This window comes from Streptomyces sp. NPDC043867, from assembly GCF_056435845.1.
This window is the reverse complement of sequence record NZ_JBWKDS010000023.1, coordinates 17,759-31,025: the sequence shown is the minus strand read 5'-3', so window position 1 is coordinate 31,025 and position 13,267 is coordinate 17,759. Positions and strand designations below refer to the sequence as shown.

Here is a 13,267-nt window from a genome sequence, read left to right as displayed (position 1 = left end):
GGCGTACGGCGGAAAGGAGTCGACCCTCAGGGGGTCGCGGTGATGCGGAAGCGCGTGAACGTGGCCGTGCCGGCGTGGCCCGCGCCGGCGGGCGCGAGCGCGAACAGCCCGAGCAGGGCGCCGACCCAGCGCCAGGAGGTGGCGGCGAAGACCTGGCCCGAGGGCTGGGGGCCGTCTCCGACGTCGTAGGAGAAGCGGCAGCGCGCTCCCGGCCCGATCTCGATCAGCAGCCGCGCTCGCCCCCCGGGGGCGAGCCGCGGATGCGCGGCGTCCCGCTCCCGCTCGGCGACCGACTCGGCGAACCGGTGCACGAGGTGGACCGATCCGTCGGCGCCCCGCTGGAGCCCGATCCAGCTGAACGCGTCCCCGAGGACGGCGAGCCCGGCCCGCGCCCCTGCCTCCTCGCCCGTCAGCGCGAGTTCGACCTCGGCCGTGGCGGCGATCCCGGGCAGCCGCTGCGTGAGCACGTTCGGCAGCTTGCGCAGGTCGTGGGCGTCCGCCGTCCGTACGCAGGTCAGCCGCAGCCCGTCCGCGGAGTGCTGGGTGGCCCAGCCCTGCCGCGGGTTGGCGGTCCACTGCCACTGGCGCCCGAACCGCCCGCCGGGGAAGTCGTCGTCGGTGGCCGGCGCGGACGGCGGCTGCCGCGGCAGGTCCGGCTTGCGGTGCACGGCGACGGGAGCGCCGCCGTCACCGAGCACCGGCCACCCGGCCCCGGACCCCGTGCCCGGCCCCCCGCCGGACCTCAGGCCGGGGCTCCCGCCGGACCCCGTGCCCGGCGCCCCACCGAACCCCGTGCCCGGCGTCCCACCGGACCCCACGCCCGGGCTCCCGCCGGTTCCCGTGCCGTCGGGGCCGGCAGCGGTCTCCCAGCGCATCGGCTGGAGGTGGACGACCCGCCCGTAGGGGCCGCGCGCCTGGAAGTGCACGAACCAGTCCTCGCCGGACGCGGTGCGCACCCAGCCCCCCTGATGCGGACCGTTGACCTCCGTGTCCCCCTGCTCCAGCACGATCCGCTCCTCGTAGGGGCCGAAGAAGCCGCGGGAGCGGAAGACGCCCTGCCAGCCGGTCTCCACTCCCCCGGCGGGCGCGAAGATCCAGAACCAGCCGTCGTGCCGGTACAGCTTGGGCCCTTCGAGGGTGAACCAGCCGGGGATCCGGTCGGCGTCGACGATCACCTTGCCCTCGTCGAGCAGTCCGGTGCCGTCGGGCCGCATCCGGTGGCCGGTGAGCCGGTTCTTGACGCCGGAGCGCGACTTGGCCCAGGCGTGGACCAGGTAGGCCTCGCCACTCTCCTCGTCCCACAGCGGGCAGGCGTCGATGAGCCCCTTGCCCTCCTTGACCAGGTGCGGGCGGGTCCAGGGCCCGCGGATGCCCGGGGCGTTGACCTGGAAGACGCCGTGGTCGGGGTCGCCCCAGAAAATCCAGAACCGCTCGTCGTGATGGCGCAGGGAGGGCGCCCAGACCCCGCGGTCGTGCCGGGGCCCGGCGAACTCCGCCTCGGGTTCGAGGCGTTCGAGGGCGTGGCCGACGAGCGTCCAGTTGACGAGGTCGCGGGAGTGCAGCAGGGGCAGGCCCGGGACGCGGCCGAAGCTGGACGCGGTCAGGTAGAAGTCGTCGCCGACACGGATCACGTCCGGGTCGGACCAGTCGGCGTCGAGGACGGGGTTGCGGTAGGTCCCGTCACCGAGGTCCGCGCTGAAGGCGCTGTTCACGTGCCCACCGCCTTGTGCACCAGGGCCGCGGCCCCGTCCCGGTCCAGCCGCCCGTCGGCGACCACGGTGACGATCCGCCGGACGGCCGTCTCGCCGGCCCCGAGGGGCAGCCGGTCGTCGTGGGCCAGGGAGGAACCGACGCCCGGGTACTCGACGGCACGCACGAACCACGGGTCACGGCGGGTCTCCCGGGTGGCCCCGGCGAAGACGAGGGTCCAGGAACTGCCGACGAGGGCGAGCCAGTCGGCGCGGGAGCCGTGGACCGCCTCCTCCCCCTCCGCGCCGGCGGTGAACACGTGCGGCGCCCGTGCCTCCTTGCGGGCCCGCCAGAAGAAGCCGCCGTAGGCCGCGCCGGGGCGACCGTTGGTGGCGGGGCTGCCGATGGACAGCGGCCGCCCGGTCGTGTTGGTGAGGGAGAACGTGAAGTCCAGCGCCCACGCGGTGTCGCTCAGCCCGGTGGCGGCGACCGTACGGCGTTCGTGCAGCAGCTCGGCGCCCGCGGCGACCCAGCGCAGCTCCTCGACGAAGCCGTCGGGGTCGCGCAGCTGGAAGCCGCCGTGCCGCTGGGCGCCGTGGTTGTCCAGTTCGGTGGGGCCCCGGTCGCGCACATAGGTGCGTCCGCCCCAGAAGTTGTACCCCTCGACGTCGGGAACGGCGACACCGACGCCGAGGTGGTGTGCGTGGTCGGCGGGGCCGAGCTCGGTGACGGCGGTGCCCGCCAGCGTGGTGACCGGGTGCAGGTACGGGCGCGGCGAGAGCCGGGCCGGCAGCTCGGGCCGGGTGATGTACCGGCCGACCGGGCGGCCCGCGACGCGCAGCACCGGCGAGTCGTTGTTCATCGGCTGCTCACCTCGTTCGACAGCGCCCAGGGGGCGCCCAGTTCGGAGTAGAGGGCGAGGGAGTCGGCGGCGTCCGCCACGAGGGCGTCGATGCCGCGGACCACCCGGCGGTTCTCCCCGGGGACCGTCTCCCAGGCGTCCTTCGGCAGGGCGACCGGGTCCGGGGCCCGCCGGACCGCCTCGACGACCTTCATGAACGCGCCGGTCGACTCCGGCGTGACCAGCAGCCCGGTGCCGTCCGTCAGATGCGCGACGAGGTTCTCCAGCAGGTCCGTCCTGCCGTACTGGATCTCCTCCGGGCCGCGTCCGGACCGCTGTACGAGCACCCGGTCCTGCTTGTACCAGAAGGTGATCCGGCCGCGGCCGCCGTGCACCACGACGTACGGCTCGCCGGGGTGCTCGGCGCACAGCGTGACGGCGACGGCGATCCGGCCGCCGTCCCGCGTCGTCACGCGGACGCACGAGGTGTCGTCGGACTCGATGTCGTTGGCCCGCAGCAGCTCGGTCTCGATTCCGGCGACGTCCTCGGCGCGCGTGCTGCCGTCGAGCGCGAGCGCGGTGGCGACGGCGTGCGCGAGGGGGTTGGTCAGCACGCCGTCGACGACGTCGGTGCCGTTCATGCGGCGCCTGCCCGCCCAGGGGGCCCGCCGGTAGTAGGACTCGTCCCGCGCCCACGCCCCGGCCGCCCCGATTCCGGCCACCGGGCCGATGGCGCCCCCGGCGATCAGCTCGCGGACGGCGGGGACGGCGAGGGAGCCGAGGGACTGGAAGCCGATCTGACAGGCGACGCCCGCCGCGGCGATCCCGTCGGCCATCCGGCGGAACTCGGCGTACGACGGCGCGGGCGGCTTCTCCAGGAGCAGGTGCACACCCCGTTCCGCCGCCGTCAGGGCCAGGTCGGCGTGGGTGGGGATGGGGGTGCAGATCACGGCGACCGCGGCACCGGTGGAGTCGAGAAGGGCACCGAAGTCGGCGGACTGCTCGGGGAGTCGTCCCTCGCCGGTGAAGCCGTCCAGTTCCTCCTCGGTGAGCGGTGCCAGCTCGCAGACGCCCGCCAGCCGCACGAGGCCGAGGTCCTGGAGCCGGCGGATGTTCCGCAGGTGCCAGCGGCCGTGACCGCGGGCTCCGGCGAGGACGACGGGCAGCGGCGGGGCGTACGCACGTGTGGTCATCGGATCCTCCCCGCGCCCGCGCCGCGTTCCACGTCGCGGCCCTGGGCGTCGGCGGGCGTACCGAGCAGCGCCAGCAGGGTTCCGATCGCGGTCAGGTGCAGTACGCGCCTCATCCCTTCACCGCCCCCGCGCTGAAGCCGGTGATCAGCCACTTCTGGATGAACGCGAACACGATGACCACGGGTACGGCGGCGATGATGCCGCCCGCGGCGAGCGCCCCCAGGTCGACGCTGTCCGAGCTCATCAGGGTGTTGAGGCCGACGGGGAGGGTCTGCTTGTCCTGGTTGCTGAGGAACATCAGGGCGAACAGGAAGTGGTTCCAGGCGTGCACGAACGCGAAGGAACCGACGGCGATCAGGCCCGGCCGCAGCAGCGGCAGGACGACGATCCGGAAGGCGCTGAAACGGTTGCAGCCGTCGACCCAGGCGGCCTCCTCGAGCGAGTACGGCACGTTCCTGATGAACCCGCTGATGAGGATCATCGACAGCGGCAGCTGGAACACCGTCTCGGCGAGGACGACGCTGGCGATCGAGTTGATCATCTGCAGCTTGGCGAAGATCTGGAAGAGCGGCACCAGCAGCAGGGCACCGGGCACGAACTGCGAGCAGAGCAGCGCCAGCATGAAGGCGCGCTTGACCTTGAAGTCGAAGCGGGCGAGCGCGTAGCCGCCGGCCAGCGCGACGACCGTGGTCATCACGAGGGTGGTGACGGCGATGAGGACGCTGTTCTGGAAGTAGGTCCCGAAGCTGCGCTCGGTCCACACCTTGTCGAAGTGCTCGAAGGTCATCGGCCACGGCACCAGCGAGGTGGAGCCGGCGGGGCGCAGCGCGAAGAGCAGGATCCAGTAGAAGGGGATCAGGGTGAAGAGCAGGTAGAGCCCGAGGGGGAGGTAGATGTGCCAGCGGGGGACCTCGTCCCAGGCGCGGCGGGTGCCGCGCGGGCGTGGGCCGGGCTCCTCGGCGACCGGCGCGGGTACGGCCGGGGCGAGGGTCTCGACGTCCTTGGTGATCACTTGTCTCCGCCTCCGAACTTGCTCAGCCGCAGATAGACGATCGAGCAGAACAGCAGAATCACGAACGCGACCGTGGTCAGGGCCGACGCGTAGCCGAAGTTGTGGGCGTCGACGCTGGTGTTGGCGATGTAGAGCGGGAGCGTGGTCGTCTCGCCCGCGGGCCCGCCGCCGGTCAGGGTGTAGAGGAGGTCGACGTTGTTGAACTCCCACACCGCGCGCAGCAGCGTGGACAGGACGATGGCGTCCTTGATGTGGGGCAGCGTGATGTGCAGGAACTGCTGGAAGCGGCTCGCGCCGTCGACCTCGGCGGCCTCGTACAGGTCCTTGGAGACGGACTGGAGGTCGGCGAGGATGAGGATGGCGAAGAAGGGGACGCCGCGCCACAGGTCGGCGACCACGGCGGCCGGGAAGACGGTGGCCGTGTCGGACAGCCAGCTGGTGCCGTACTCGCCGATGCCCACGTCGGCGAGGTAGCGGGTGATGCCCGTCTGGGAGTTGTAGAGCAGCACCCAGATCGCGGAGGTCAGCACTCCGGAGACGGCCCACGGCGAGAACACCAGGGCCCGGCCGATCGCCCGCCCCACGAAGGTCTGGTTGACGATCAGGGCGAGGGCGAGTCCGAACAGCAGCTGGAGTCCGACCTCGACGACGACCCACTTGGCGCTGAAGGTGAGCGTGTCCCAGAACTGCGGGTCGTCGGTGAAGGCGTGCAGGAAGTTGTCGAAGCCGGCGTAGCCGTTGCGCCACGGTTTGGTGGGGTTGTAGTGCTGCAGGCTGTAGTAGAAGACGCTGATGACCGGGTAGGCGATGAAGCCCAGCATCAGCAGACCCGCCGGGGCGATCAGCAGATACGGCAGTTTGCGCGGCGTCGACGAGCCACGGCGCCGCCGGGGTGGCGCGGGCTGTTTCGCCACGGCTGCGGCTTGGGCCATGACTGTTCTCCGATCTCGGGGTGTGCGGGTGGCGCGGAACGCACTGCTCGTAGGAAGCGCTTTCTCGTACGGTGTGCGGGAGCCCGGCCGCCCGGTGCGGGGCGGTCGTGTGGCGGTCAGCCCGCGTACGGGTCCGGTACCTTGCCCGGCCTGGCCAGGAAGGCGAAGTCGCAGCCGGTGTCGGCCTGCGTGATCTGTTCGCTGTACAGGGCGCCGTAGCCCCGCTCGTACCGCTCGGGCGGCGGCGTCCACGCGGCCCGCCGTCGCTCCAGTTCGGCGTCGTCCACGTCGAGCCGGAGCGAGCGGGCCCCGACGTCGAGGGTGATGCTGTCGCCGGTGCGCACCAGGGCGAGCGGTCCGCCGACGTACGACTCGGGCGCCACGTGCAGGACGCAGGTGCCGTAACTCGTGCCGCTCATGCGGGCGTCGGAGATCCGCACCATGTCCCGGACTCCCTGCTTCAGCAGGTGGTCGGGGATCGGCAGCATGCCGTACTCCGGCATGCCGGGGCCGCCCTTGGGGCCGGCGTTGCGCAGCACCAGCACGCTGTCGGCGGTGATGCCGAGGGCGGGGTCGTTGATGGTCCGCTGCATGGTCCGGTAGTCGTCGAAGACGACGGCGGGGCCGGTGTGCTTGAGCAGGTGGGGCTCGGCGGCGATGTGCTTGATGACGGCGCCGTCGGGGCAGAGGTTGCCGCGCAGGACGGCGACTCCGCCCTCGGCCGCGACCGGGCGGTGCCGGGGGCGGATGACGTCGTCGTCGTGCACGGAGGCGGTCGCGAGCTGTTCGCGCATGCTGTCGTGCGCCACCGTCGGCCGGTCCAGGTGCAGCAGGTCGGTGATCCGGGACAGGAAGCCGGGCAGTCCCCCGGCGAAGTGGAAGTCCTCCATCAGGTACGGGCCGCCGCCGGGCCGGACGTTGGCGAGCACCGGTACGGTCCGGGCGATCCGGTCGAAGTCGTCGAGGGTGAGCGTGACGCCGGCGCGTCCGGCCATGGCGATCAGATGGATCACGGCGTTGGTCGAGCCGCCGAGGCCGAGGACGGTCGTCACGGCGTCCGTGAAGGCGTCCGCGGTGAGGATGTCGGACAAGGTGCGGCCCTGGTGGACGAGTTCGACGATCCTGAGCCCGGAGGCCGCGGCCATGCGGTCGTGTCCGGAGTCGACGGCGGGGATGCTGGACGCGCCGGGCACGGTGACGCCGAGCGCCTCGGCGGCGGCGGTGAGCGTGGACGCCGTGCCCATGGTCATGCAGTGACCGGGCGAGCGGGCGAGTCCGCTCTCCAGTTCGGCCAGCTCGCAGTCCCCGATGAGGCCGGCGCGCTTGTCGTCCCAGTACTTCCACATGTCGGTGCCGGAGCCGAGCACCTTGTTGCGCCAGTGGCCGGGCAGCATGGGCCCGGCGGGCACGAAGACGGCCGGCAGGTCGACGGAGGCCGCCCCCATCAGGAGTGCGGGGGTGGACTTGTCGCAGCCGCCCATCAGCACCGCGCCGTCCACCGGGTAGGAGCGGAGCAGTTCCTCGGTCTCCATCGCGAGCAGGTTGCGGTAGAGCATCGGGGTGGGCTTCTGGAAGGTCTCACTCAGGGTGGAGACCGGGAATTCGAGCGGGAAGCCCCCGGCCTGCCACACGCCCCGCTTCACCGCCTGCGCACGGTCGCGCAGGTGCACATGGCAGGGGTTGATGTCGGACCAGGTGTTCAGGATCGCGATGACCGGCTTGCCGAGGTGCTCCTCGGGGAGGTAGCCGAGCTGGCGGGTGCGGGCGCGGTGGCTGAAGGAACGGAGCCCGTCGGTGCCGTACCACTGGTGGCTTCTGAGGTCCTCCGGGCGCTTCATATGGACCACCCCGCGGCTATGGCGGCGACTTCCGACCGCTCGGTCTCGGGGAGCGGCTTGCTGGGGGCCCGGACGTCGCGGCGGCACAGGCCGAGCGAGGCGAGGGCCTCCTTGACGACGGTCACGTTGTTCGCGGAGCCGTTGGCGGCCCGCAGCTCCTCGAAGCGGCGGATCTGCTCCCAGACCTTCATCGCGGCCGGGTAGTCCCCCGACCGGAGCGCTTCGATCATGTTCAGCGAGACGGCGGGGGCGACGTTCACGAGCCCCGAGGTGAATCCCGTGGCGCCCGCGGAGAAGTACGAGGGCGCGTACGGCTCGGCGAGCCCGGCCACCCACACGAACCGTTCGAGGCCGGCGTCCCGGGCGAAGGCCGCGAAGCGTGCCGCGTCCGGGACCGCGTACTTCACACCGACGACGTTCGGGCAGGCGTCGGCGAGTTCGGCGAGCCGGGCGCCCGGGAGCAGCGGGTTGCGCAGGTACGGTACGACGCCCAGTTCGGGCACGGCCTCGGCGATGGCCCGGTGGTAGTCGACCCACCCCCCGTCGGACACGTACGGATGCACCGGCTGGTGGACCATCACCATCTGCGCGCCCAGTTCACGGGCGTGGCGTGCGGAGGCGACGGCGGTCGGCACGTCGTGGCCGACGCCCACCAGGACGACGGCGCGGTCCCCCGCCTCCTCGACGGTCAGTTCCGTGACGAGTTGCCGCTCCCCGGGGGTGAGGGCGTAGAACTCGCCGGTGTTGCCGTTCGGGGTGAGGGTGCGGACGCCGCCGTCGAGCAGCCGCCGCAGCAGCACCCGGTGGGTGTCGCGGTCGATCGTGCCGTCCTCGGCGTACGGGGTCACGGGGATCGCCACGACCTCGGCGAGCGCCGCCCGCTGGGTCTCGTACGTCGCTGTCATGCCTGACCGTCCTCTCCCTGGACCTCCGGGAAGGCCCGTTGCACGAACGACGCGATGTGCGCGTGGAGGGCGCCGGCCGCGCCGTCGGCGTCACCGTCCAGGGCGAGCCGCAGGATCTCCCGGTGCTCGGTCGCCTCGCGTTCCCAGGACGGGTCGGCGGCCCAGGCGACCGCGGAGACCAGGGCGGCCTGGTCCCGGACCTCGTCCAGCATCCGGCCGAGCAGCGGGTTGCCGCAGGACACGTACAGGGCGCGGTGGAACTCCCGGTTGGCGAGGGAGCGTTCGGCGGTGTCGGCGGCCTCGTCGGAACGGCCGAGGGCGTCGCGGGCCGCGTCCAGGGAGGCCCCGCGCCGCACCGCCCGCCGCAGCGCCTCCGGCTCCAGCAGCAGCCGCACGTCGTACACCTCGCGCGCCATGTCCGCGTCCACCATGCGCACCGTGACGCCCTTGTACTGGTTCATCACGACGAGCCCGGTGCCGGCGAGGGTCTTGAGCGCCTCGCGCACGGGGGTCTTCGACACCCCGAACTGTGCGGCGAGTTCGGTCTCGACCAGGGCCTGCCCCGGGGTCAGCTGCCCGGTCAGGATGCGGTGTTTGATGCCCTCCAGCACGTACTGCGTGCGGGACGGGATCGGTGTGGGCACAGAGGTCATGCGCGCCTCTCGGATCTCACATGCGGATCGCGTACATCTGATCTCGTGTATCGCGTCTCATATATGACGTACGAAGTACGACGCGTTGAAGCTAGAAGCGCGCCCGTGTTTCGTCAACGCTTCGGACAAAAGAAGTTCCGAGAAAAACGGCCGGGGACGGATTCCTACGGCTGCCGGCCGGGGTCACGGCCGCTCAGGCCGATCGCGCGGGCGAGGAGAGGCGCGCCGGCCGCTACGGGCCTGACGGGGAGATTCCGATGACCGGCACGATGGGCCCCGTCCGCGGCCGGGACGGCGCCGGACCCGTCGAGGGGGTCCGCGCGCGGGTGACCGGTGTCCGCGGCCCCGCCGGCGCGGACCTCGTCCGCTCCCCGGTGGCCGCCGGGGTCGTCGACCGTACCCGCGAGGACGTCACCGGGGGCCGTACCCGCCACGACGTCATCCTCGACGCGGCGGGCAACCGCCCGCTGCCGCGGCTGCGCCGCGTCCTCGCCCCGCGCGGGACCCTCGCCCTCGCCGGCCGTGCCGCCGACGCCGTCCGCCATCTGGCGGACGGCCGATCCGCCGGGGCGCGCCGGCCGTCACCGGCGCGGCCCGGTAGGGCAGTTGCCCGATCCCGGTGAGGGGGCCTTACGCGCACGATGACGGTCCATGACGACATGGACGGTGACGCGTGTCCTGCGGGACCGCGACGCGGGGCCGTACCTGGCCGCGGTGGTGGTGTCGGGGTTCGGCTCGTCGGCGATGTGGCTGGTGTCGGGCATCTGGGTCAAGGACCTGACCGGCTCCGACGGCCTGGCCGCGCTCTGCCTCTTCGCCCTCTGGGCCCCCACCCTGGCCGGCCCCCTCCTGGGCACCCTCGCGGACCGCGCCCGCCGCAGGCCGTTGCTGGTGTGGACGAACCTGGGCATGGCCGCCCTGGTCCTGCCCCTGTGCGCCGTCGACTCCGCGGACACCGTCTGGGTGCTCCTCGCCGTGCTCCTCGTCCATGGCGCCACGGGCGTCGTCCAGGACGCGGCGGAGGCGGCCCTGGTCGCGACGGCGGTCGACCGGAATCTGCTCGGCGACTTCAACGGCCTGCGCATGGCGGCCAACGAGGGCATGAAACTGGTCGCCCCGCTCGCCGGAGCGGGCCTGTACACGGCGTACGGCGGTACGCGGGTCGCCCTCCTGGACGCGCTCACCTTCGTGCTCGCCGGGGGCCTGTGCGCACTCCTGCGCGTCCGTGAGGCGAAGCCGCCGCCGCCCCCGGCGGATCTGCGCACGCGGACGGCGGAGGGGGTCCGCGCGCTCCGCGGTCATGCCACGCTGCGCCCGCTCGTCGTCGCGGGCGGTACGACCATGCTCCTCACGGGCGTCTGCGGCGCGCTGCTCCACGCGGTGGTGGCCGGCCTCGGCCACGCACCCGCGTACGCGGGCGTGCTCTACACGGTCCAGGGCGCCGGTTCGGTGCTCACCGGTCTGGCCTCGGGCCCCCTCCTGCGCCGCCTCGGCGCCCCGCGCTACGCGGCCTGCGGCATCGTCCTGACCGCCGTCGCCGTGGCGGCGCGGGCGGTTCCCTCCGATGCCGTGGCCCTCGTGAGCAGCGCGCTGGCGGGACTCGGTCTGCCCTGCGTCCTGATCGCCGCGCTGTCCGCGGTCCAGCGCGAGACACCGGACGCCCTGCTCGGCCGGGTCTCGGCGACGGCGGGCACGCTGCTGTTCGCGCCGAACGCGATGGGTCTGGCGCTGGGCGCGGGCCTGGTCGAGCTGGTCCCCCACCGGATCGTGCTGGCGGTGCTCGGCGTGGCTCTCCTGGTGACGCCCGTGCCGCTGCTGCGGGCTCAGCCGCGCCGGGCGAGCGCCTCCTCCACGAGCGACAGGTCCTCGTCGGACGCCAGTCCCGCGTGATACAGGCGTACTTCGGTGGCGCCGAGGGCCGCGGCCCGCGCCAGGTCCGCGCCCAGCGTCGCGGGGCTGCCGCCCATCCCGCGCACCACAGTGAAGTTGGCGGCGAGCACGCTCCCGGCGACGCGCTGCTCGGCGAAGGGGGTCAGCAGCCCGGGACCCCCGGAGCAGGGCACGACGACGCCGTCGGCGACCGACAGGATGTGCCCGGGATCCACTCCCGCGTTCGCGCCGCAGTGGTACGCCACCGGATCCGCGTGGAGCAGGATGCGGAACCCCTCGGGGGCGGCGGCGCGGACGGCGGTGACGGTCCGAGACTGGAGCGAGCGTGCGACGGAGTCCCGCCACGCACGTGTGGCCGCGGCGAGTTCGCCGCCGAGGAGCTTCTCCACCGCCTCCCAGCCCCCGCCGGGCGTCTCCCCCCGCCAGACCGGCTCCAGGGCGCGCCGCACCGCGGCCCCCGTGTCGTCCGGGTCCAGTCCCAGCTCCGCGTATCCGGCACGGCACGCGGGGCAGAAGCACAGCGACATCAGGTACTGCCCGGCCTCACCGAGGTCCACCCCCGCCGTCTTGTCGTGGGCGTGGAGGTGGGCGAGCCCGTACCAGCCGAGCGACTCCAGCTCGGTGCCGACGGCTCCGGGCCGCACCGCCGCCTCGACGGCGAGGTCGGCCAGGTACGCGCGCGTGCCGGTCTGCGCGATGCAGGGGGCCCACGGATAGCGGTCCCCGTAGGCGTTGACCACGGAGGTGTCCGGGAACTCCTCGCCCAGCCGGGAGTTGTGGGCGAGCACGACCCAGGTGTGCACGTCGAGCCCGGCGTCCGCGAGGGCGGCGGCGGCCTCCCCGTAGGCGTCCCCGGGCGCCCAGTCCCCGGCCGGGTACGGCCGCAGCCGGCGCCCGTTCCACCGCGCGGCGTCCGGCGGGTACAGCACGGCGGCGTGCGCGGCGGTGACGATCCGGTGCCGGGGGTGCCGGGGGGTGAGGGCGCGGGTGGAGTGGTAGGCGGAGGCGAGTGTCACCGCGCGCACGCCGAGCCGGGCGACGCGGGCCGGGGCGCCGGGGTCGCCGTTGACGTCCCAGGGGTAGACGAAGGCGGACGCCGGCAGCTGCCCCGTCCGGCCGTGCGGCCCGTTCACCGGCCCTCCTCGATCAGCGCGTGGCCCCGGTCGATCAGCTGGGCGAGCTGTTTGACGTGCTCCTCGGGCGGCTCGTGCAGCGGCGGCCGGACCTCTCCCACGTCGAGCCCCCGCAGGCGTACCCCCGCCTTGACGAGGGAGACGGCGTACCCGCGGCCGAGGGCGCGCAGGTCGACGAAGGGCCGGTAGAACCCGTCGAGCAGGCGGTTGGCGGTGCTGTCGTCGCCGGAGTTCAGCGCCGTGTGGAAGGCGAGCGCGATCTCCGGGGCGAAGCAGAACACGGCGGAGGAGTACAGGGTGATGCCGATGCCGCGGTAGGCGAGTCCGGTGAGTTCGGCGGTGGGCAGCCCGTTGAAGTACAGGAAGTCCCCCGGCACCTCGCAGCGCACCGCGCTCACGGTGCGCTGCATCAGGTCCAGGTCGCCGAGCCCGTCCTTGAAACCGATGATCCCTTCGGTGCGGGCCAGTTCGACGACGGTCCCGGGCGTGAACACGGCGTTGTCGCGCTGGTAGACGACGACGTCGAGAGCGGTCGCGGCGGCGAGTTCCCGGTAGTGCCGCAGCAGGCCCTCCTGTCCGGCGACGACGAGGTACGGCGGCATGGCGAGCAGTCCGTCCGCGCCGGCCGCCTCGGCGAGCCGGGCGAAGCGGACGGCGAGCGCGGTCCCGTAACCGGCGCCGGCGACGACCGGCACCCGTCCCCGCGCCGCCTCGACGGCCGCCCGCACGCACGCCTCGAACTCCTCGGGGGTGAGCGCGTGGAATTCTCCCGTGCCGCAGCAGGCGAAGACCGCCGCGGCACCGGCCTCGACGCCGCGGCGGACATGCTCGCGGTAGACGTCGAGGTCGACGGAGCCGTCGGGGCCGTACGCGGTGACGGGGAAGAACAACGGGCCGCTGGGGGCACGCAGTCGGGCGGCGAGCGGGGCTGGCGTCACGGGCTCTCCCTGAACAGGCACGGCGCCCGGCGCGCCGCGCCGTCCCCGGCGCTCACGCACACACCACACAGTGCACGTCTCTGATCCACGTCTATATTTCTGAACGCGACCACGCTAAGCCGCGACCTCGGGGCCGGTCAAGCGCGCAAACCCGCAACCCAGCGGCGGATCGGCCGCCGCCGCGGGACACTTGACGCGGGGCGCCGCCGATCCCTAGCGTGTCCATGAATGTGAATGTCATAC

At 73.2% G+C, this 13,267-nt stretch carries 12 protein-coding genes; 2 read left to right on the top strand and 10 right to left on the bottom strand.

Annotation, left to right across the window (positions count from 1 at the left end; translation table 11 throughout):
* Nucleotides 1-26: 26 nt before the first annotated feature.
* The 8 genes from AC069T_RS22700 to AC069T_RS22665 all read right to left on the bottom strand — a co-directional run bounded on the left by AC069T_RS22700 (nt 27) and on the right by AC069T_RS22665 (nt 9,063).
* A complete protein-coding gene (locus AC069T_RS22700) occupies nt 27-1,712 on the bottom strand; it encodes a glycoside hydrolase family 43 protein (protein ID WP_478784458.1) in 1,686 nt (561 codons plus the stop codon).
* A complete protein-coding gene (locus AC069T_RS22695; RefSeq protein ID WP_478784457.1) occupies nt 1,709-2,551 on the bottom strand; it encodes a DUF6807 domain-containing protein in 843 nt (280 codons plus the stop codon). Before AC069T_RS22695 ends, AC069T_RS22700 begins: the two co-directional genes overlap by 4 nt.
* Nucleotides 2,548-3,723, bottom strand: a complete 1,176-nt coding sequence (locus tag AC069T_RS22690) for a Gfo/Idh/MocA family protein (protein ID WP_478784456.1) — start codon at nt 3,721-3,723, stop codon at nt 2,548-2,550. The genes AC069T_RS22695 and AC069T_RS22690 overlap by 4 nt, the downstream gene beginning before the upstream one ends.
* A gap of 109 nt (nt 3,724-3,832) precedes the next feature.
* The gene (locus tag AC069T_RS22685; RefSeq protein ID WP_478784455.1) at nt 3,833-4,735 is read right to left on the bottom strand and encodes a carbohydrate ABC transporter permease; all 903 of its coding nucleotides are present in this window, start codon (nt 4,733-4,735) and stop codon (nt 3,833-3,835) included.
* Nucleotides 4,732-5,667 (bottom strand): carbohydrate ABC transporter permease, encoded by a 936-nt coding sequence (locus tag AC069T_RS22680; RefSeq protein WP_478784454.1) that lies wholly within the window; start codon nt 5,665-5,667, stop codon nt 4,732-4,734. The genes AC069T_RS22685 and AC069T_RS22680 overlap by 4 nt, the downstream gene beginning before the upstream one ends.
* A 116-nt stretch (nt 5,668-5,783) precedes the next feature.
* On the bottom strand, nt 5,784-7,505 hold the full coding sequence (gene araD / locus AC069T_RS22675) for an L-arabinonate dehydratase (protein ID WP_478784453.1): 1,722 nt from the start codon (nt 7,503-7,505) through the stop codon (nt 5,784-5,786).
* The gene (locus tag AC069T_RS22670) at nt 7,502-8,410 is read right to left on the bottom strand and encodes a dihydrodipicolinate synthase family protein (protein WP_358853850.1); all 909 of its coding nucleotides are present in this window, start codon (nt 8,408-8,410) and stop codon (nt 7,502-7,504) included. The genes araD and AC069T_RS22670 overlap by 4 nt, the downstream gene beginning before the upstream one ends.
* Nucleotides 8,407-9,063: a GntR family transcriptional regulator gene (locus AC069T_RS22665; protein WP_476754542.1), complete on the bottom strand. Its 657-nt coding sequence runs from the start codon at nt 9,061-9,063 to the stop codon at nt 8,407-8,409. Before AC069T_RS22665 ends, AC069T_RS22670 begins: the two co-directional genes overlap by 4 nt.
* Nucleotides 9,064-9,320: 257 nt before the next feature.
* On the opposite strand from AC069T_RS22665, the gene AC069T_RS22660 reads away from it, so the two are divergent.
* Nucleotides 9,321-9,686, top strand: a complete 366-nt coding sequence (locus AC069T_RS22660; RefSeq protein WP_478784452.1) for a hypothetical protein — start codon at nt 9,321-9,323, stop codon at nt 9,684-9,686.
* Between the two features lie 28 nt (nt 9,687-9,714).
* A complete protein-coding gene (locus AC069T_RS22655; protein WP_478784451.1) occupies nt 9,715-10,953 on the top strand; it encodes an MFS transporter in 1,239 nt (412 codons plus the stop codon).
* Here the strand turns inward: AC069T_RS22655 and AC069T_RS22650 are convergent.
* Together AC069T_RS22650 and AC069T_RS22645 are read right to left on the bottom strand one after the other, a co-directional pair.
* Nucleotides 10,887-12,056 carry a hypothetical protein gene (locus tag AC069T_RS22650; protein WP_478784551.1) on the bottom strand — a complete coding sequence of 390 codons (1,170 nt, stop codon included), beginning with the start codon at nt 12,054-12,056 and terminating at the stop codon, nt 10,887-10,889. The genes AC069T_RS22655 and AC069T_RS22650 overlap by 67 nt on opposite strands.
* Nucleotides 12,057-12,082: 26 nt before the next feature.
* Nucleotides 12,083-13,024: a 5-dehydro-4-deoxyglucarate dehydratase gene (locus AC069T_RS22645; protein WP_478784450.1), complete on the bottom strand. Its 942-nt coding sequence runs from the start codon at nt 13,022-13,024 to the stop codon at nt 12,083-12,085.
* Nucleotides 13,025-13,267: the final 243 nt, after the last annotated feature.